This window comes from Sphingomonas sp. FW306-1B-B10E (genome assembly GCF_058782005.1).
In genome coordinates this window covers 1-18,880 of sequence record NZ_JBYSXG010000070.1, presented here as the reverse complement: position 1 = coordinate 18,880, position 18,880 = coordinate 1, and the positions used below count along the sequence as shown (strand labels likewise).

Here is an 18,880-nt window from a genome sequence, read left to right as displayed (position 1 = left end):
TGCTAAGGCCGCCCTCGAATCTCGCATTCGCAGCACAATCCGGCGCGCCCGCGCGGTCCTATAAAGAGGATAGCGTCCCCCGAGCGCCCCGGGCCGGACATTTGAAAGGACCCCGCGCCCCATGACCGCCATCGGCAACGATACGCTCGGCACCCGCGACACGCTCACCGTCGGCAGCGCCACCTACAGCTATTATTCGCTCCCCAAGGCGGCGAAGAAGCTCGGCGACATCAGCCGCCTGCCCTTCTCGATGAAGGTGCTGCTCGAGAACATGCTGCGCTTCGAGGACGGCAAGACCGTCACCAGGGACGACGCTCAGGCGATCGTCGACTGGCAGAAGGACGCCCGCTCGAACCGCGAGATCCAGTATCGCCCGGCGCGCGTGCTGATGCAGGACTTCACCGGCGTGCCCTGCGTGGTCGACCTCGCGGCGATGCGCGACGCGATCACCAAGCTCGGCGGCGACGCGGCCAAGATCAACCCCCAGGTCCCCGTTCACTTGGTCATCGATCACTCGGTGATGGTCGACGAGTTCGGCAGCCCCAAGGCGTTCGAGGCGAACGTCGAGATCGAGTATGAGCGCAACAACGAGCGCTACGAATTCCTCAAATGGGGCTCGAAGGCGCTCGACAATTTCAAGGTCGTTCCCCCCGGCACCGGCATCTGCCACCAGGTCAATCTCGAATATATCGCCCAGTCGATTTGGTCGTCGGCCGCGACCGACGGCGCGATGATCGCCTATCCCGACACGCTGGTCGGCACCGACAGCCACACCACGATGGTCAACGGCCTCGGCGTGCTCGGCTGGGGCGTCGGCGGGATCGAGGCCGAGGCCGCGATGCTCGGCCAGCCCGTCTCGATGCTGATCCCCGAAGTCGTCGGCTTCAAGCTGACCGGCGCGTTGCAGGAAGGCATCACCGCCACCGACCTGGTGCTCACCGTCACCCAGATGCTGCGCGCCAAGGGCGTGGTCGGCCGCTTCGTCGAATTCTACGGCCCGGGCCTCCATTCGATGACGCTCGCCGACCGCGCGACCATCGCCAACATGGCGCCCGAATATGGCGCGACCTGCGGCTTCTTCCCGATCGACGAGAAGACCATGGATTACATGCGCCTCACCGGGCGCCCCGACGAGACGATCGCGCTGGTCGAGGCCTATGCCAAGGCACAGGGCATGTGGCATTCGGCCGACAGCCCCGAGCCGATCTTCACCGACAGCCTCGAGCTCGACATGGACTGCGTCCGCCCGTCGCTCGCCGGCCCCAAGCGTCCGCAGGACCGGGTCAGCCTCGACGCGGTCGACGAAGTGTTCAACGCCGATTTGCAGAAGGTCTACCACAAGGACCGGCCCGAGCGCACCGCGGTCGAGGGCGCCGCGCATGACATCGGCGACGGCGACGTGGTGATCGCCGCGATCACCAGCTGCACCAACACCTCGAACCCCTCGGTGCTGATCGCCGCGGGCCTCGTCGCCCGCAAGGCGCGCGCGCTCGGCCTGACGCGCAAGCCTTGGGTCAAGACCAGCCTCGCCCCCGGCAGCCAGGTGGTCACCGATTATCTCAACAAGGCCGGCCTCAGCGAGGATCTCGACGCGATCGGGTTCAACCTGGTCGGCTATGGCTGCACCACCTGCATCGGCAATTCGGGCCCGCTCGCCGAGCCGATCAGCGCCGCGATCAACGGCAACGACATCGTCGCCGCCTCGGTGCTGTCGGGCAACCGCAACTTCGAAGGCCGCGTCTCGCCCGACGTCCGCGCCAACTTCCTCGCCTCGCCCCCGCTGGTCGTAGCGTACGCCCTCAAGGGCACGGTGACCGAGGATATGTACGAAACGCCGATCGGCGAGGGCACCAACGGCCCGGTCTTCCTCAAGGACATCTGGCCTTCGAACGAAGAGGTCCAGGGCCTGATCAATTCGAGCATCGACGACCAGATGTTCCGGTCGCGCTACGGCAACGTCTATCTCGGCGACAGCCACTGGCAGGGCATCAGCATCACCGGATCGGACACCTATCGCTGGCCGACCGCGTCGACCTATATCCACAACCCGCCTTATTTCGAAGGCATGACGATGACCCCCGCCCCGGTGCAGGACATCATCGACGCCAAGCCGCTCGCGATCCTCGGCGATTCGATCACCACCGACCACATCTCGCCGGCGGGCTCGATCAAGGCGGACAGCCCGGCGGGCAAGTTCCTCCAGGAGCACCAGGTCGCGCGCAAGGACTTCAACAGCTACGGCGCGCGCCGCGGCAATGACGAGATCATGGTGCGCGGCACCTTCGCCAACATCCGCATCAAGAACGAGATGGTCCCCGGCATCGAGGGCGGCATGACCAAATATCACGACCAGGTCATGCCGATCTACGACGCGGCGATGCGCCACAAGGCCGACGGCACGCCGCTGGTCGTCGTCGCGGGCAAGGAATACGGCACCGGCTCGTCGCGCGACTGGGCGGCCAAGGGCACCAACCTGCTCGGCGTCCGCGCCGTGATCACCGAGAGCTTCGAGCGCATCCACCGCTCGAACCTGGTCGGCATGGGCGTGCTCCCGCTCCAGTTCGCCGAAGGCGTGACGCGCCAGACGCTGCGCCTCGACGGTTCGGAGACCTTCACGATCACCGGCGTTGCCGGCCTGCGCCCGCGCCAGGAAGTCCAGGTCACGCTCACCCGCAAGGACGGCAAGACCGAGACCTTCCAGACCCGCTGCCGGATCGACACCGTCAACGAGCTGGAATATTTCCTGCACGGCGGCATCCTGCAGTACGTGCTGCGCAACCTCGCGGCATAAGGTCCGGACAAACAAGATGGCCGCGGCGGGGCATACCGCCGCGGCCTTTTTGCTGCCTGGTCGATCCGGAACCGCAGCACCGTTCCGCGCGCTCTATCGCTCCGGGCGCAGCGGTCTGGCCGGAAGATGCGGGAGCACCAAATGCCGCGATTCACCTTCAGCATGTACGATGGCGAGACCGTCGCGGAGACGCTGACGGAAGATCATGCCAGCCTACGCGAGGCAGCGGCGCGCGCGTTTCAGATGCTGTCCGAGCTGATCCGCTACGACGACCCTGCCTGGGCCCTGCAAGAATGGCGTGTCGACATCGGCGACGCGGACGGCCTGATCCTGCTGACGATCGGCTCCTACGCCCGCGAGGCGGCGGCGTTGAAGGCCAAGCGCTGAGGCTTGATCCTGCCCGCAGTCTGCCGGTACGTCTTGGGCCCCGAACACGCGACATCGATAAATTTTCAGACCATCAGCCGGAACTCTCAAGTGACGCAGGTTCGTTGATTTGCCAGCGTTGAGAGCAGCTGGCCATTAGCTCCCAGCAGATGCAAGATCGTTCTGGCGGATCGCGTCACTGGTAGGCAGCCACTTTGTAATATCACCTTGGCAGTCCATACCCGTTTTTCCACTAACCAGCCCTATGAATTTGGCTGACTAGCGGTCCGCTGTTGACAAGCGTAGGCTCCGGCAACACGATGCCATTACCAAAAAAATGGAGACGAGCTATGACTGGCGTCGGAAGAAAACTCGCGTTTTTTTGCACAAGTATCTTTGCGTTCGCTAACGCAGCCAGCGCTCAAGATGGGCTGCAACCATCGCCTGCTTGTCACAATGTCGCCGTTAGGTGCGTCGAAAGCTATACCTCTCTAGGTTATAGCAGCGCAGTGGAATGCTTTGACTCCGAAATCGCACAACTTTACTGCCCTCCTCCGACAGAGAACGACCGCGAAGGCCGAGTCTGGGTCTATTACGAAGGCCTGGCCATACCGTGTTACGGGCGCTGCTACCCGACGCCCATCGGCGGATAAACATCGAGCTAAACCGGGTCGGCGCGTTCGGGCTGACGCGGCGACGGCGATTCCGACGACGTCCGACGAATTTCTCAAATCAACGCGGAATTTGGGCAGCGGCAGGCCAGACAGAATGAATGACTTCGGGGTGCTCCCTGCCGCTCTGCTTGATACGCACTGCACCTATAACGCGCTTCGTTGACAGCATTGTAAAACCAACCCAGGCAGCAAGTGCGGGGCATCATGGATCGTCGTGCGCTATTGAAAGCCGGAGCGGCGGCCGCGGCCGGCTTGGGCATTGCGTCCGCCCGTGCGCGCCCGGCCGATCTCGTCGGCGATATCGAAATCCTGCGCACTGCGTTGAGGCTCCATGCCGGCGCCTATCGCTACTCCAGTCCGCGGCAGGTGGATGCCGCTCTGCAGGCGCTTTCCGTCAGTTTCGCAACAGCGGACCGCATCGAGACACGCTACCTTCTGCTCTCCGGCTTTCTCGCGACCTTGCGCTGCGGCCATAGCTACGCGAACTTCTTCAATCAGAAGAAGGTCATCGCTGCCGGCCTCTTCGATCGACCTACCCGCCTGCCTTTCCACTTCCGCTGGCTCGGCGGAGCGATGGTCGTCACCGATGACCCGTCGGGCACGCTCGCTCCGGGCACGCAGGTGCTTCGCATCGGCGATCGGGACGCCGCGGCGCTTCTCGCGCTGTTGATGCCCTATGTCCGGGCCGACGGGCACAACGACGCCAAGCGCGTGTCGCTGCTCGAGGTGCGCGGCGACGAACGCATCGAGACGTTCGATGTCTTCCAGGGCCTTCTTGCGCCGCCCCCGAACGGCATCCACCGCCTGTCGGTGCGTGCGCCCGGCGGCGGCGAGCGGGTCGTCGAGGTGGCGGCGATCGACCTCCAGCAACGCCAGGCACAACGGACTGTGCCTGAGGTGCAGGACGACGCGCCGGCCTGGACCTGGTCGATGCTGCCCGGCGACATCGCGTTGCTGACGATGCCCAACTGGGCGCTGTTCGACAGCAAATGGAACTGGCGCGCCTGGCTGGACGAGCGGCTGGACCGCCTCTCTGGCGCCAAGGGCCTGATCGTCGACCTTCGCCAGAACGAAGGCGGCCTGGATTGCGGCGATCCCATTCTCGCGCGGATGATCGACCACCGCTACGTCCCGCCCCGCATCGAACAGCGGCTGCGCTTCCAGCGCACGCCCGCGTCGCTCGACCCCTATCTCGACACTTGGGACGACAGTTTCCGCACGCTCGGAGTGGGCGCTAAGCCGCTAGCCAACGGCTTCTTCCTGCGCCCGGGCGGGGACGAAGTCCTTGCCATCGAGCCAGCGGCCAGGCGCCTGACGGTGCCGGTCGCGGTGCTCACTTCGGCGGTAAACAGCTCGGCGACCTTCCACTTCGCGCAGAACATCCGGGCGATCGGCAAGGGGCGGCTGATCGGCGGGGCAACGGGAGGCAACCGGCGCGGGATCAATGGCGGCTGCTTCTTCTTCGTGCGCCTGCCCGCCAGCGGACTCGAATTTGACCTGCCGCTGGTCGGCTATTTCCCGACAACGCCGCAGCCGGACGCGGGCCTGCTGCCTGACATCGTCGTTGCCCCTGGCGCCGCCGACATCGCCGCAGGACGCGACGTGGTCCTCGATCGTGCCGTGGCGGCGCTTCGCCGCGGCTGAGGCCGCTTACTATTCCCCGATCCCCAGCAATTCGATCTTGAACAGCAAGGTCGCACCGCCCGGGATCGGCCCCTTGCTCTCGGGCCCGTAGGCCAGGTCCGACGGCGTCGCGATCTCGATCGTGTCGCCCACGCCCATCATCGGTACCGCCATCTGCCATGCCGGGATCAGCGCGCCCAGAGGGAAGGTCGCGGGCTCGCCGCGGCTGTACGAGCTGTCGAACTCGGTGCCGTCGACCAGAGTGCCGGCATAATGGATCTTGACCACGTCCTGCACGGTCGGGTGCTTGCCGGTGCCGTCGCCCTTGATCCGCCGCCAGTGCAGATTGCCCGGCAGCGTCTGCCAGCCGTCGCTCGCCTTGAGCTTTGCCAGCGCCAGCATCTGCTGGTTGTGCCAGGCGGCGTCCTGCGAATGGTCCTGACCGCTGGATTGCATCGCCACGGCCACCGCCGCCGTACCAGCCAGCACCACCGCGAGGCCGAGCCCGACGAATTTCGCGTTCTTCAATCCAGTCACTCCTGTCTCGAAACGTTATCGGACAGCGCCATAGCGTGGAGGAGGCTCAGTTGAACAGCGCGTAGACGAGCGCCTTACCACGCTTGTCCGCGCCGCGGGCGAGGAAAAGGTCGATCATGCCCTGAACCGGATGCGCGACCTTGTAGGTCCGCTGCCCCATGGGTGCGACCCGCGCTTCCATCTCGAACCACACGGTGAAAGGCTGGAACCGCGCCAGCCCCGCCGGGCGCTTCGGATCGATCGACGGCCGTTCGACCATCACCAGCCGCGCAACGGCCTTGCCGGCTTCGCCGCCGATCAGGAAACTCTTGCCGACAAGCGCCTCCCACTGCGCCACTTCGCTCGGCGCGGCCCGCGGCGCGACGAGATTCTTGAAAGATGGCAGCGGCGCCCGCGCCAGTTGTGCGACCGCCAACGGCCCGACGCACGCGGCAGCGGCACTTCCACCCAGCACGAACGCGCGCCGGGAAGTACGACCTGTGTTTTTCATTAGTGCCTCCCGTGGGGAGGCCTTAGGCCGAGGGGCGGCGGCCCGCCAGAAACATATCCATGACGGATGTGTCCGGTCTTGGACGGCTAGCCCAGCGCCCGCCCCGCCACGGCGTCGAGCCTCGCCAGCACCTCGGGATCGCGCGCCGAGGGGGCGGTGATCAGTGCGACGTCGAGGCAGGTGTCGATCGGCGAGGCCGCACGTTCCTCGGGCAGCGCACGCAGCAGGTGCATCACCATCGCCCGCGCCTTGGCGGCATTGGCCGAAAGCTGCGCGATCACCTGCGCGACGTCGACCGCTTCCTCGCCCTCGCGCCAGCAATCATAATCGGTGACCATCCCGACGAGCGCGTAGGGCAGTTCGGCCTCGCGGGCGAGCTTGGCCTCGGGCATCCCGGTCATCCCGATGATGTGGCAGCCCCAGCTGCGGTAGAGATGGCTCTCCGCCCGTGTCGAGAATTGCGGCCCTTCCATCGCCAGGTAGGTCCCGCCGTCATCCACCTGCGCACCCGCCGCAACCGCCGCGTCGCGCGCCAGCGCCGACAGCCGCGGGCATACCGGATCGGCCATCGAGACATGCGCGACCATCCCCGTTCCGAAAAAGCTCGACGGGCGCCCCTTGGTCCGGTCGATGAATTGGTCGGCGATCGTGAAGCTTCCCGGCGGCCGGTCCTCGACCAGGCTGCCGACCGACGACACCGCCAGCACGTCGGTCACCCCGAGCCGCTTGAGCACGTCGATATTCGCCCGCGCGTTGAGCTCCGATGGGCTGATCCGGTGCCCGCGCCCGTGCCGCGGCAGGAACACCACCCGCGCATGTCCGACCTGGCCGACGAAGCACGCGTCCGAGGGCTGCCCCCAGGGGCTCGCCGTCTCGACCCATTCGCCGCCCTCGACTCCCTCGACGTCGTACAGTCCCGATCCGCCGATGATCCCGATCGTCCAGCCGCTCATTGCGTTCCCTTGTCCACGTTGCGCCGCGCCCAGCCGAAATAGAGCAGGAGCCCGATCAAATTCCATGCGCCGAACAGCAATTGCGTCTGATGCGGCAGGCTTGTGAAAAGATAGAGACAGCCGAGCGCCGCCCCCAGCCCGACCAGCCACGCCGCCGGGGTGCGGAACGGCCGCACCGCGTCCGGCGCGCGCCGCCGCATCACCAGCATGCAAATGCCGACCGCGGCGAAGGCGGTCAGCGTCCCCGCATTCGCCAGGGCCGCGATCTGGTCGATCGGGAAGAACGCCGCGAAGAAGCTCACCACGCAGGCGGTGAAGATCGTGATCCGCACCGGTGAGCCGCGCCGCGAAACCGTCGCCAGGCTCTCCGGCAGCATCCGGTCGCGCGCCATCACGAAGAAAATCCGGCTCTGCCCGAACAGGAAGGCGAGGATCACCGTCGGCAGCGCGATGATCGCGCTTCCTGCGAGGAACGCCGCCGCGCCCGGCTGGTGCAGACCGCGCAGGATCAGCGCGAGCGGCTCGGGGCTGTCGGCGAAGCGCGTATAATGCAGCGCCCCCACCGCCGCGACCGCGACGATCATGTAGATCGCGACGCACGCCACCATCGATCCGACGATGCCGATCGCGAGGTCGCGGCTCGGATTCTTCGCCTCCTCCGCCGCGGTCGAGATCGCGTCGAAGCCGTAAAAGGCGAAGAAGATGATCGCCGCCGCCGCCATCACCCCGCGCTCGACGCCGTCGCCGCTGACATGCTTGGAGAAGCCGAACGGTGCGAACGGCTCGAGATTGGCCGCGTCGAAATAGGGCAAGGCCACTGCGACGAACACCGCGAGCGCGATCAACTTGATCACCACCAGCACCGCATTGAGCGTCGCGCTCTCGCGCGTGCCGAGGATCAGCAGCCCCGCGACCAGCCACACCACGAACAAGGCCGGTACGTTGACGCCCCATTCCGCAACCTGCCAGCCGTGCATCAGCGGGCCGTGCGTGAGTTCGGCCGGCACGCCAACGGCAAGCAGGAACGGCGTCGCATAGCCCGACCAGCCGACCGCCACCGTCCCCACCACCAACGTATATTCGGCGAGCAGGCTCCACCCGACCACCCAGGCGATCACTTCGCCGAGCACAACATAGCTGTAGGTGTACGCGCTGCCCGACGCCGGAATCATCGTCGCCATCTCGGCATAAGCCAGCGCCGCGCAGGCGCAGATCGCGCCGGCGACGACGAACGACAGGATCACCGCCGGCCCGGCGCGGTCGGCGCCGACCCCGATCAAGGTCAGGATCCCCGTCCCCACGATCGCCCCGACGCCCAGCGCGACGAGATGCGGCCACGACAAGGTCCGTGCCAGCCGATGCCCAGCGGGCCGATCCGCATCGGCGACGATCGCCTTGCGGCGAAACAGGCTGGCCATGACATCTCTCCCCTTCTCTGTCCGCGGTGATAGCGTCTCACCCGCGTCACACAACTATTCCCCGGCGAAGGCCGGGGCTCAGCTTCGGCGAACCCGGCGCGTTGCTCCTGTCCTCTCGACCTCCATGGCAACGCGGCCCCGGCTTTCGCCGGGGAGCCGAAACTCGAATGGTTCAGCGTTCGTGCAGTCTCCCCCTGCGACCCTCACGCCTCCGATCGAAGGAGTGTCCGGATGCTGCTCCCCGCCCTTGCCTTGCTGTTCGCCGTCCCGGACGACCCCGCGCCCAATCCGCAGATCGACTATGCCGGTTCGCCACGCTGACCGGCGAGGTCCGTGCCCGCCGCACGCAGCGATTGCTCGGCCTCGCGGCATTCCAGGCAAAGGCGGCGGAGAAGGGTGCGCTGATCCTCGACGCGCGCTCGGCGGACAAGTTCGCCGCAGGGCACATCGCCGGCGCGGTCAATTTGCCGCTCACCGACTTCACCGCCGAGGCGCTGGCCACGGCGATCGGTCCGGACCGCGACCGCGCGATCCTGATCTACTGCAACAACAATTTCGTCAACCATCGCGCCCCGGTGATGCTCAAAAAGCCCGCGCTGGCGCTCAACATCCAGACGTTCATCAACCTGGTCGGCTATGGCTATCCCAATGTCTGGGAGCTGCGCGACGTGGTCGACTTCGACGATCCGGCGGTCGGTTGGGTTTTCAGTGCTCCTGCGAAAGCAGGAGCCCAGAGCCAAAAGCGTGACGGCGCGTAACCCTGGGCTCCTGCTTTCGCAGGAGCACTACGAACTCGATGCGGACACTCATCCTCCCCCGCCAGGGGGAGGTGGCGCCGAAGGCGACCGTCATGCTGCGCATGTCACCTTCCCCTGGCGGGAGAGGATAACCGAAGGCCGATATACCCACCTTGTTCCCCGGCGGGGGCCCAGTCTCGGAGTCGTGGATGGATGATCCTGCCCTCGACAGCACTCGCATCTGGACCCCGGCCTTCGCCGGGGAACAGTGCAGCTCTAAGCGAGCAGCTCTTCGGTGACCTTACCCGCAAGCCGCTGGAGCTCGCTGCGCGCCTCGGGCAACAATTGCGCGCGCGGCAGATTGTCGATCGCGCAGAGCGCCCCCAACACCTGCCCGCACGGCGCGATCAGCGGAGCGCCGACATAGAAAGCGATGTTCGGGCTGCCGCGCACCAGTGGATTGCCCGCGAAACGCCGGTCGATGCTGGCGTTGAAGATCACCATCACGTTGTGCGGATTGAGGATCGCATGCCCGCAAAACGAAATCGCGCGGTCGATCTCTTCCATGTCGCTGCGATAGCGCGCGGTGACGATCATCTTCTCGCGATCGATGATCGTCGCGATGCCGAACTTGGTATCGAACAGTTTCGCCGCATCGGCGACCAGCGCGTCGGCTACGCGCGAGCGCTTCTTGGCGACGCCATAGCGGTCGACCGCCGCCTGCCGCTCGGCTTCATTCTCGGGTTTGGCAGGCCGAAGGAAGGACAACACGCGGAAAAGCCTCGCTAATCTGGTTTGAGTGTCGTTCTAGCCGCAAAATCCCTAAGCCAAGGTAACACCGACGCTCCGCACGTCCCCGTGCCCGCCGCCGCACGCCACGCGGCGGCGGGCCGGCGATCAGAAGCGGAAACGCCCGCCGAGCGAGAACACGAACGCGCGCGCATCGGTGAGCGTGCCCGAGGTCAGGATCGGCGTCTGTGCCGCGGTGCCGGCATAGGCCGCGGTGACCCGGTCGATCGTGGTATCCTCGAAGTCGACATAGTTCGCGCCGGCGTCGATCGTGAAGGCCGGGGTCAGGTCGTACGACGCGCCGAGGCCGTAATTCCAGCGATCCGAATCGGGGACGCGCGCATCGCGCTCGCCGTCGCGGGTCGGGGTCTGGGTGCGCTGCACGCCCGCGCGCACCGTCAGCTTGTCCGACGCGGCGAAATCGAAGCCGCCGGCGAGGCTCCAGGTGTCGCGGTAATTCTCCGGAATCGCCTGGTTGACCGGCGCGCCGAGACGGATCGCGTCGAACTTGCTCCACTGGTAATGCACCGCCTGGCCGTTGAGCGTGAAGCGGTCGCCGAGGCGCCAGCGCCCGCCGACGATGACCTGTGCCGGGGTGTAGAAATTGGCGGTGATGTCCGACAGCGACCGGTTCGACCCTGCGAGCGGACCGACGAGCCCGCTGACCTCGAGGTCGCCCTTGAGATTGTGCTTGATCGCCGACTTGTAGCTCATGCCGATCGTGACGTCGTCATTGTGCATCTGGAAGCCCGCGGTCCAGCCGAGATCCCAGCCGTCGCCCTTCAATTCCTGCCGCCCGTCGGGCAAAGCCGCCGAGACGTTGGGCAGCGCGTTGGCGAGGCTGGCGTCGGTATATTCGACATTGGCGCCGGCGCCGACGCGCAGCCAGTCGGTCACCGCCACGGCGAGGCTCGGCTGGATGTCGACGGTGCGCAGCCGGGTCTTGAGCGCGCTGTAGCGGGCCCAGCTCGTCTCGGGATAATCGGTGGTGAAGCTGTACGGCGAGGTCACGGCAAGGCCCACCGCGACGCGGTCGCCGAGCGGGATCGCGATCGCGCCCGAGGGCAGCACGCCGTTGTCGATCGGGTTGCGCGTGGTCGCGTCGCCGCCGACCGGCGCGAAGGTGCCGCCCGGGCGGCGGATCAGTGTGCCGGTATTGTTCACGTTGCCGCGCGGCAGGATCAGCGAGGCGCTGATCGTCGCCTCTCCCTGCGTGGCGCCGGCGATCGACGCCGGGTTCCACCAGAGCGACGCCGCGCCGGTATCGGCGACTTCGCCCGAAAAGGCGCGGCCCGCAGCGCGCGCCGACTGCTCCTGGAGGTAAAAGGCCTGGGCGTTGGCCGAGGCGGCGAAACCGATCGAGCCGGCCAATGCGGTTGCGGTGGCGAGCGAAAGCTTGAGATACGACATTCTGTTCAGTCCTTAGTACGCGATTACGAAAGCAACGGGCGTCCGCCTCAGCGGATGCGGGTCCAGGTCTGGGTCTTGCAGAACGGCTTGAACACGCAGCCGCGAACCTTGAGCTGGTCGGCGCCCACCGGGGTCACGTCCGAGCCATAGGTCTTGCCGTCCTCGGCATTGTAGATCTTGCCGCCGCTCCAATAATTGCCGCTCTGAGTGAAGCCGCTGAGGATCGTCAGCCCGCGCAGCGGCCGGCCTCGCAAGGCCGCATTCGAATTCTTGGTATCTTTCAGATTCGGGTTGGTGCGCAGATTGTCCGAAGTCACCAGCCGCCCGCAGATCGAGGCGCCGCAGCGCTGGATCTCGACGATCCCGCCACGCGTCTCGGTCTTCCAGCGGCCCACCGCCGCATCTGCCGCTTGCGGGCTGGCCGCCGCGATTGTCAGTCCAATCAGGGTAAGCAACATAAGCATCCTCTCGACACGCCCTGCCGTATCGCACGTGCGACCGGCAGCGGCACATGGCAGCGACCCGACGGCACGCGCGCAAAGCACGCAACCGCGAGGAAGCGCGCTGGTTCCAAAGCAACGCGACCGAAATATGTCCATTTGCGTCCGCGGTATGTCGGCGCAGGTTAGTCGGGGGCGAAGCCGAATGGTGTCAACCCGCTCTCGCGCTCGCTTGAAACCAGCGCCGCGCGGCCCGCCGGCGGGGCCGAACGCTGCGGGCAATCGGGCCGCGTGCACGCCCGGCAGCCAAGCCCGATCGGCACGGCGCGCGCCGTCAGATCGCGCCCCGCCGCTACGGCAAGCGTGCGTGCCTCGCCCGCGGCGAGCCCCACCCCGATCGAGAACCGCGCGGGCACGCTCGCCACGCGCGCGCCCTGCGGCTGGATCGCCCGCGCCAGCGTGAACCAGCGGCTGCCGTCCTCGGTCTCGACCAATTGGCTGACCAGATCATCGCGCGCGAACGCGTCAAAAATATTCCACAGCGGACACAGGCCGGGGCCCTCGACCAGCGGCGACGCACTCGCCCCGGCATAGCGCTTCGACACCTGCCCGGCGCGATCGACTCGCAGCAGGAAGAAGGGCAGCCCGCGCGCGCCGACCCGCTGCAGCGTCGTCAGCCGGTGCGCGACCTGGCTGAAGCTCGCGCCGAAGCGCCGCTGGAGCAGCTCGAGATCATAGCCGCTCGCCTCGCACGCGCGCAGGAACCGGGCATAGGGCATCATCACCGCCGCGGCGAAATAGCTGGTGAGGTGGCGCCGATACAGGCGTTCCGCCACGCGATCGAGCCCGGCACCCTTCACCAGCGCGTCGATCTCCGCCCGCGCCTCCTCGGCAAGCCGCTCGGCCAATGCGAAGCTGCGCGCCGAGGCGTCGAGCATTTCGGAAAGCTGGATCTGCCGCGCGTGCAGATCGAGCCGCTTCATCCGATCGGGCATCACGTCGGCGGGCAGGATGCGCACCGCGAGCTGGTGCTTGACCCGCAGCCGCTCGGCCATCGCACCGTACAGGTCGCCCGCGGCGATCCGCAATTCGTCGGCCAGCGCCTCGGCGGCGGTATCGAGGTCGGCGAAATGGTTGCGCCAGCGCTCGATCTCGCGACGCACCCGCCGCCCCGCATCCTCGGGCTCGCCCGCCCCGGCCGTGCCGCCGCCGAGCCGGTCATAGGCTCTCGCGAACGCCTCGGCACCGCTCGGCGCGCCCGCCAGCCATTCCTCCATCTGGTGCCGGTCGATCTCGAGATCGGCGAACAGCGGGTCGGCGAGCCGCCGACGTATCGCATCGGCACCGCCACCGGGCTCGTTCGCACTGAGCGTGCGCGGGTCGAAGTCGTACGCTTCGGCGAGCCGGAGCAGCAGCCCCGCGGTCAATGGGCGCTGGTTGCGCTCGATGAGGTTGAGGTAGCTCGGCGAGACGCCGAGACCCTCGGCCATCGCGACCTGCGCGATCCCCATTTGCCGCCGCAGCCGCCGCACCGCGTGCCCTGCGAAGATTTTCCGGTCCGCCACTTTCCTACACGTCCGTGTTCATGATACGTTCTCATCGCTCAGCTTGTCTAAGGGCGCCCTTTCACCGAGCCGAGCGTAGGGAAATGCCGAGAACGAGAACTGTAAATTATTTACAGATTTTCACAAGCGCCTTCGGCGCGTCGTACACTACGACCCCGAATAGCCCCACAAAACCCTGTTCGCAGCCCGTAACTTCCGCAACTTACCGAGACAAGAACGCCTCTCTTGTCAAGGAAATCACAATGCCCCTGCCGTTCGAAGATCTCGTCCCCGCCCCTGCCGGCCGCTTCGACGGTATCGTCCGTCCCTATTCGGCCGAGGACGTGGCCAAACTCCGCGGCTCGCTGCCGGTCGAGCATACGATCGCCCGCCGCGGCGCGCTCAAGCTGTGGGAGCTGCTCAGGAGCGAGGACTACGTCCACGCGCTCGGCGCGCTCTCGGGCAATCAGGCGATGCAGATGGTGCGCGCCGGCTTGAAGGCGATCTATTTGTCGGGCTGGCAGGTCGCCGCCGACGCCAACACCGCCGGACAGATGTACCCCGACCAGTCGCTCTACCCGGCAAATGCCGGCCCCGAACTGGCCCGGAAGATCAACGCTACGCTCCAGCGCGCCGACCAGATCGAGCATATGGAAGGCGGCGCCACCCGCGACTGGTTCGCCCCGATCGTCGCCGATGCCGAGGCCGGGTTCGGCGGGCCGCTCAACTGCTTCGAGATCACGAAAGCGTACATCGCCGCCGGCGCCGCGGGGGTGCATTACGAGGACCAGCTCGCCAGCGAGAAGAAGTGCGGCCATCTCGGCGGCAAGGTGCTGATCCCAACCCAGGCGCACATCCGCAACCTCGACAGCGCCCGCCTCGCCGCCGACGTCTGCGGCGTCCCCACCGTGATCTGCGCGCGCACCGACGCCGAGAGCGCAAAGCTGATCACTTCGGACGTCGACGAACGCGACCACGAATTCCTCACCGGCGAGCGCACCGCCGAAGGGTTCTTCCGGCTGAAGGAGGGCACCGGCGTCGATCACTGCATCAAGCGCGGCCTCGCCTTCGCTGCGCACGCAGACCTGCTCTGGTGGGAGACGAGCAAGCCCAATCTCGCCGACGCCCGCCGCTTTGCAGAGGCGATCCGGCGCGACCACCCGAACAAGATGCTGGCGTATAATTGCTCGCCGAGCTTCAACTGGGAGAAGAATCTCGACCAGGCCGACATCGCCCGCTTCCAGCGCGAGCTCGGCGCCATGGGCTACAAGTTCCAGTTCGTCACTTTGGCGGGCTTCCACCAGCTCAATTACGGCATGTTCGAGCTCGCCCGCGGCTATCGCGATCGCGGCATGGCCGCCTATTCCGAGCTCCAGCAGGCCGAGTTCGCCGCCGAGGCCAACGGCTACACCGCGACGCGCCACCAGCGCGAAGTCGGCACCGGCTATTTCGACGCGGTCGCCCAGGCCGTGGCCGGCGGCGCGAGCTCGACCACCGCACTCGCCGAGAGCACCGAGACCGCCCAGTTCAACCAGCAAGCTGCCTGAAAGGAGGCACGACGATGACCGGAGAACCCCAACGCAGCCGCGCCGTCTTCTCGACCGAGGATTTCCGCCTGCTTCGCGAAGCGGTCGGCAGCCATCTCGAGAAGGTCAAGGACCAGCCCGAATCGACCAAATACGCCAATCTCTACCACCGCCTCGGCCGCGTCGGCTGAGACGAGACTTTCCTGGGGAGGAAAGGATGTCCGCCGGAGGCTCAGCTTCCGGCGGGCATTTCCGCTTGTCCGCGATCCAGCGGCGCGGGCAATCCCGAATGCAGAGCTTTCCCGTGCTTTTCACAGACGGTTTGAAGCAACATGTTCCCCGGCGAAGGCCGGGGCCCAGGTGCGACACACAAGGCGCGCGGAGACTTTCCTCTCGAACATCATTGCAACTGGGCCCCGGCCTTCCCCGGGGAACGGATTCTACCGAAAGATATCAAACTCGGATAATGGCTCCGATAGCGAGAACTGAACCGCTTATTATCTTAGCTCTTGCCGATATCTCGCACGGCATAGGAGTAGCGTGCCATTACCTCGCGAGCAGACTAGATCTGCTTCTCGGCCGCGCCGTCAAGGCGTTCAAGCTCGACTCCGCAAGGCACCTCGCGCACGCTGAGCGCATCGCCGATTTCAAGGCCCAGATGCGCGAGTATATCGTCGGGCAGCACAATGCCGACCTCCTCGCCTATCTCAATGAGCTTGAGCCGCCTGCCCATGCACCGGCCATAGCATATTCACCGTCAGCCAGCGAGCCGTTCGATCCGCGCCAGATGCTCGGCCTTGCCGAACGGGAAACGCCGATAGAAGAACGCCGCGGCAAAGCCGAGCGCGAGATACAGCGCGGCGAACAGGATCGTCAGCCGGTCGACCGTCTCGACCGGAACCGTCCCGGGCTTTGCCGCCTCGGGAAATCCGGCGATCGCGAGGATCGATCCGGCGACGAAGATGCCCAGCCCGCTGGTGCATTTCTGGACGAAGAACGCGCCGGCGAAGAACACCCCTTCGGAGCGCCGCCCGGTCTCGACTTCCGAATGCTCGACGACATCGGCCATCATCGACGCACCGAGGATCGTCGACGAGACCGCGCAGGTCGCGTTTATGGTGAAGATCGACAGCAAAAGCGGCACGAGCAGCGGATTGCCCGGCATCGGAAACAGCCCCGCCAACCGCAGCCAATAAGGCAGAGTCAGCAGGATCGCAGCGCTGAGCATGAACCCCATCGCCGCCACCGGCTTGCCGGTGCGCCGGGCGACCCGCGGCGCGATCAGGAACGCGCCGACCACGCCCAGCAGCAGGATCAGCCCGAGCCACTGGAAGTCGCCGCCCTTGAACCCCCAGACATGCGCGTAGAGATAGTTGGACAGCGCATAGCTGATCCCCTGCGCGGCATAATAGCAGATCCCGGCCGCCATCAGGATGAGGAAGGCGCGGTTGCGCACGCTCTCGCGCAACTCGGCGAAATTGTCGGCGAGCGACTGGCGCGCGATCTCGGGCCGCGGCAGCCGGGCGATCTCGCGGTGCGTGCCGAGCGCCGAGATGAGGATCGCGACGAGCATCGCCGCCGCGCCCGCCGCCGCGAAACCGACATAGCCGCGCCGGTCGAGCAGCCCGTCGGCCAGGAAGTAACCGTACGAGGCCATCAGCATCGCCATCCCGCCGGCCCAGCCGAACAGATAGCGATACGCCATGATCCGCGTCCGCTCGTCATAGTCGGCGGAGAGCTCGGGGCTCAGCGCCTGCGACGGCACTTCATATGCCGAGACCGCGGTCCGCACGAGTACCGCGCTGGCGAACACCCAGACCAGCATCGCGCCGTGCGACCAGGCCGGCGGGTTCCACAGCAGCAGCCAGCCGAGCGCGATCGGCGCGGCCGAGGCGTACATCCAGGGATGCCGCCGCCCCCAGCGTCCGCGCGTCCGGTCCGACAGAAAGCCGATCGCCGGATCGATGAACGCGTCGAGCAACAGCGCGCACATGATCGCGAAGCCGACCTGCGCCGAAGGAAGTCCCAGCACCTGATTGTAGAACAGCAGCAGGAAGGTCGAGAAGCACAGGTCCTTCACGCCGTACGCGACTGCGCCGAACCCATAAGCGAGCATCGTCGACTGGCGCACGCGGCGCACCGGCGGGATCGCGGATGCGCCTGCATTGGCCTTGCTCGCCGCCATCGCCGATCCTCTCGCGCACTCGCTCCGGTTGGCAGCATAAGTGGCGCGAGGGCGCCGTCAATCGCGGCGATTGGAAGATCGGGTACGGCTTGCCCGATCCGCCCGCGCAGCTATAGCATGCGGCTTCGAACAACAGGAACGGCTGCGATGGCGCTCGACCCCGAGATCTTCGATACGCTGATCGCGACGATCCGCCGCTTCGTCGGCGAGCGGCTGCGACCGCTCGAAGCCGAGGTCGAGGCAGCCGATGCGATCCCCGATGCCCTGGTCGAGGAAATGAAGGGGCTCGGGCTGTTCGGCCTGTCGATCGCCGAGGAATATGGCGGGCTCGGGCTGACGATGCTCGAGGAATGCAAGGTCGCGATCGAACTCGGCCGCACCACCCCGGCGTTCCGCTCGGCCTTCGGCACCAATGTCGGAATCGGCTCGCAGGGGCTCGTGATGGCCGGCAGCCCCGAACAGAAGGCCGAATGGCTGCCGGGCATCGCCAGCGGCGAGATCGTCACCAGCTTCGCGCTGACCGAGCCCGACGTCGGATCGGACAGCGGCGCCGTACAGACTCGCGCGGTGCGCGACGGCGACTTCTATCGCCTCACCGGCACCAAGCGCTACATCACCAATGCCGACAAGGCGCAGCTGTTCACCGTGATGGCGCGCACCGGCGACGAACCCGGCGGGCGTGGCGTCTCGGCCTTCCTGGTGCCGCGCGACCTGCCCGGCGTGTCCATCGGCGAGCCCGAGAAGAAAATGGGCCAGAAGGGGGCAAGGGTCGCCGACGTGGTGTTCGACGACACCCCCGTCCCCGCCGCCAACCGGCTCGGCGAGGAGGGCCAGGGCTTCAGGATCGCCATGCAGGTGCTCGATCGCGGTCGGTTGCACATCGCCGCGGTCTGCATCGGCGTCGCCGAGCGGCTCATTGCCGATTGTGTCGCCTATGCGTCGACCCGGAAGCAGTTCGGCAAGCCGATCGCCGAGCACCAGCTCATCCAGGCGATGCTCGCCGACTCCAAAACCGAAGCGATGGCCGCCCGCGCGCTGATGCTCGAGACCGCGGCGAAGAAGGACGCAGGCGAGAACACTACGATGGAAGCCGCCGCAACCAAATATTTCGCGTCGGAGATGGTCGGCCGTGTCGCCGATCGCGCGGTGCAGATCTTCGGCGGCGCGGGCTATATCGCCGATTACGGCATCGAACGGCTCTACCGCGACGTCCGGCTGTTCCGGATCTACGAAGGCACCAGCCAGATCCAGCAGCTAATCATCGCAAGGGAGACGCTGAAGCGCGGCGGGTAAATTCCCCCTCCCGCTTGCGGGAGGGGTTAGGGGAGGGGCTGTCCTCCTCATCGCCGCCCGATTTTGATCCCCTCCCCCGACCCCGCCCCCAAGCGGAAGGGGAG

Annotated in this window: 17 protein-coding genes; 7 read left to right on the top strand and 10 right to left on the bottom strand. The window is 66.5% G+C overall.

Translation table 11 applies throughout. The features are described from left to right. Positions 1 to 121 precede the first annotated feature (121 nt). The 3 genes from acnA to AC3WJI_RS19625 all read left to right on the top strand — a co-directional run bounded on the left by acnA (position 122) and on the right by AC3WJI_RS19625 (position 5,475). Entirely contained in the window at positions 122 to 2,791 is a 2,670-nt protein-coding gene (gene acnA, locus AC3WJI_RS19635; RefSeq protein ID WP_492758987.1) for an aconitate hydratase AcnA, read from the top strand. 141 nt (positions 2,792 to 2,932) lie between these two features. After that, positions 2,933 to 3,178: a DUF6894 family protein gene (locus AC3WJI_RS19630; RefSeq protein ID WP_492758986.1), complete on the top strand. Its 246-nt coding sequence runs from the start codon at positions 2,933 to 2,935 to the stop codon at positions 3,176 to 3,178. 857 nt (positions 3,179 to 4,035) lie between these two features. Beyond that, a complete protein-coding gene (locus tag AC3WJI_RS19625; protein ID WP_492758985.1) occupies positions 4,036 to 5,475 on the top strand; it encodes a S41 family peptidase in 1,440 nt (479 codons plus the stop codon). Positions 5,476 to 5,484: 9 nt separating this feature from the next. On the opposite strand, the gene AC3WJI_RS19620 is transcribed toward AC3WJI_RS19625, so the two are convergent. The 4 genes from AC3WJI_RS19620 to AC3WJI_RS19605 form a co-directional block, all read right to left on the bottom strand. Beyond that, positions 5,485 to 5,982, bottom strand: a complete 498-nt coding sequence (locus AC3WJI_RS19620) for an FKBP-type peptidyl-prolyl cis-trans isomerase (RefSeq protein ID WP_492758984.1) — start codon at positions 5,980 to 5,982, stop codon at positions 5,485 to 5,487. 55 nt (positions 5,983 to 6,037) lie between these two features. Further along, positions 6,038 to 6,481 (bottom strand): DUF6916 family protein, encoded by a 444-nt coding sequence (locus AC3WJI_RS19615; RefSeq protein WP_492758983.1) that lies wholly within the window; start codon positions 6,479 to 6,481, stop codon positions 6,038 to 6,040. 86 nt (positions 6,482 to 6,567) lie between these two features. Further along, positions 6,568 to 7,434, bottom strand: a complete 867-nt coding sequence (gene mtnP / locus AC3WJI_RS19610) for an S-methyl-5'-thioadenosine phosphorylase (protein ID WP_492758982.1) — start codon at positions 7,432 to 7,434, stop codon at positions 6,568 to 6,570. Then, on the bottom strand, positions 7,431 to 8,852 hold the full coding sequence (locus AC3WJI_RS19605) for an amino acid permease (protein ID WP_492758981.1): 1,422 nt from the start codon (positions 8,850 to 8,852) through the stop codon (positions 7,431 to 7,433). The genes mtnP and AC3WJI_RS19605 overlap by 4 nt, the downstream gene beginning before the upstream one ends. A 353-nt stretch (positions 8,853 to 9,205) precedes the next feature. On the opposite strand from AC3WJI_RS19605, the gene AC3WJI_RS19600 reads away from it, so the two are divergent. After that, the gene (locus AC3WJI_RS19600) at positions 9,206 to 9,610 is read left to right on the top strand and encodes a rhodanese-like domain-containing protein (RefSeq protein WP_492758980.1); all 405 of its coding nucleotides are present in this window, start codon (positions 9,206 to 9,208) and stop codon (positions 9,608 to 9,610) included. 255 nt (positions 9,611 to 9,865) lie between these two features. Here the strand turns inward: AC3WJI_RS19600 and AC3WJI_RS19595 are convergent, their stop codons facing one another. From AC3WJI_RS19595 to AC3WJI_RS19580, 4 genes are all read right to left on the bottom strand, one after another. Then, positions 9,866 to 10,360, bottom strand: coding sequence for a GAF domain-containing protein (locus tag AC3WJI_RS19595; protein WP_492758979.1), 495 nt, complete (start codon positions 10,358 to 10,360; stop codon positions 9,866 to 9,868). Positions 10,361 to 10,486: 126 nt separating this feature from the next. Next, complete coding sequence (locus AC3WJI_RS19590; RefSeq protein WP_492758978.1) at positions 10,487 to 11,788, bottom strand: OmpP1/FadL family transporter; 1,302 nt, start codon at positions 11,786 to 11,788, stop codon at positions 10,487 to 10,489. 47 nt (positions 11,789 to 11,835) lie between these two features. After that, on the bottom strand, positions 11,836 to 12,246 hold the full coding sequence (locus AC3WJI_RS19585) for a DUF2147 domain-containing protein (protein ID WP_492758977.1): 411 nt from the start codon (positions 12,244 to 12,246) through the stop codon (positions 11,836 to 11,838). 167 nt (positions 12,247 to 12,413) lie between these two features. Continuing rightward, positions 12,414 to 13,793: a helix-turn-helix domain-containing protein gene (locus AC3WJI_RS19580; RefSeq protein WP_492758976.1), complete on the bottom strand. Its 1,380-nt coding sequence runs from the start codon at positions 13,791 to 13,793 to the stop codon at positions 12,414 to 12,416. Between the two features lie 242 nt (positions 13,794 to 14,035). Here AC3WJI_RS19580 and aceA point away from each other — a divergent pair, with 242 nt between their 5' ends. Together aceA and AC3WJI_RS19570 are read left to right on the top strand one after the other, a co-directional pair. Then, positions 14,036 to 15,319 carry an isocitrate lyase gene (gene aceA / locus AC3WJI_RS19575; RefSeq protein WP_492758975.1) on the top strand — a complete coding sequence of 428 codons (1,284 nt, stop codon included), beginning with the start codon at positions 14,036 to 14,038 and terminating at the stop codon, positions 15,317 to 15,319. 14 nt (positions 15,320 to 15,333) lie between these two features. Next, positions 15,334 to 15,489 (top strand): hypothetical protein, encoded by a 156-nt coding sequence (locus tag AC3WJI_RS19570; protein ID WP_492758974.1) that lies wholly within the window; start codon positions 15,334 to 15,336, stop codon positions 15,487 to 15,489. 371 nt (positions 15,490 to 15,860) lie between these two features. Here AC3WJI_RS19570 and AC3WJI_RS19565 read toward each other — a convergent pair whose 3' ends face one another. Both AC3WJI_RS19565 and AC3WJI_RS19560 read right to left on the bottom strand, forming a co-directional pair. Next, complete coding sequence (locus AC3WJI_RS19565; RefSeq protein WP_492758973.1) at positions 15,861 to 16,031, bottom strand: AbrB/MazE/SpoVT family DNA-binding domain-containing protein; 171 nt, start codon at positions 16,029 to 16,031, stop codon at positions 15,861 to 15,863. Positions 16,032 to 16,055: 24 nt separating this feature from the next. Further along, positions 16,056 to 17,483 carry an MFS transporter gene (locus AC3WJI_RS19560; RefSeq protein WP_492758972.1) on the bottom strand — a complete coding sequence of 476 codons (1,428 nt, stop codon included), beginning with the start codon at positions 17,481 to 17,483 and terminating at the stop codon, positions 16,056 to 16,058. A 147-nt stretch (positions 17,484 to 17,630) separates the two neighbouring features. Between AC3WJI_RS19560 and AC3WJI_RS19555 the strand changes: the two genes are divergently transcribed. Beyond that, complete coding sequence (locus AC3WJI_RS19555; RefSeq protein ID WP_492758971.1) at positions 17,631 to 18,776, top strand: acyl-CoA dehydrogenase family protein; 1,146 nt, start codon at positions 17,631 to 17,633, stop codon at positions 18,774 to 18,776. The last annotated feature ends 104 nt before the right edge of the window (positions 18,777 to 18,880 follow it).

Bases quoted from the DNA above. Each gene is read 5' to 3' on its own strand.
- acnA (WP_492758987.1), top strand. From the start codon at position 122: ATGACCGCCATCGGCAACGATACGCTCGGCACCCGCGACACGCTCACC.
- AC3WJI_RS19630 (WP_492758986.1), top strand. From the start codon at position 2,933: ATGCCGCGATTCACCTTCAGCATGTACGATGGCGAGACCGTCGCGGAG.
- AC3WJI_RS19625 (WP_492758985.1), top strand. From the start codon at position 4,036: ATGGATCGTCGTGCGCTATTGAAAGCCGGAGCGGCGGCCGCGGCCGGC.
- AC3WJI_RS19615 (WP_492758983.1), bottom strand. From the start codon at position 6,481: ATGAAAAACACAGGTCGTACTTCCCGGCGCGCGTTCGTGCTGGGTGGA.
- mtnP (WP_492758982.1), bottom strand. From the start codon at position 7,434: ATGAGCGGCTGGACGATCGGGATCATCGGCGGATCGGGACTGTACGAC.
- AC3WJI_RS19605 (WP_492758981.1), bottom strand. From the start codon at position 8,852: ATGGCCAGCCTGTTTCGCCGCAAGGCGATCGTCGCCGATGCGGATCGG.
- AC3WJI_RS19590 (WP_492758978.1), bottom strand. From the start codon at position 11,788: ATGTCGTATCTCAAGCTTTCGCTCGCCACCGCAACCGCATTGGCCGGC.
- AC3WJI_RS19585 (WP_492758977.1), bottom strand. From the start codon at position 12,246: ATGTTGCTTACCCTGATTGGACTGACAATCGCGGCGGCCAGCCCGCAA.
- aceA (WP_492758975.1), top strand. From the start codon at position 14,036: ATGCCCCTGCCGTTCGAAGATCTCGTCCCCGCCCCTGCCGGCCGCTTC.
- AC3WJI_RS19570 (WP_492758974.1), top strand. From the start codon at position 15,334: ATGACCGGAGAACCCCAACGCAGCCGCGCCGTCTTCTCGACCGAGGAT.
- AC3WJI_RS19565 (WP_492758973.1), bottom strand. From the start codon at position 16,031: ATGGGCAGGCGGCTCAAGCTCATTGAGATAGGCGAGGAGGTCGGCATT.
- AC3WJI_RS19560 (WP_492758972.1), bottom strand. From the start codon at position 17,483: ATGGCGGCGAGCAAGGCCAATGCAGGCGCATCCGCGATCCCGCCGGTG.
- AC3WJI_RS19555 (WP_492758971.1), top strand. From the start codon at position 17,631: ATGGCGCTCGACCCCGAGATCTTCGATACGCTGATCGCGACGATCCGC.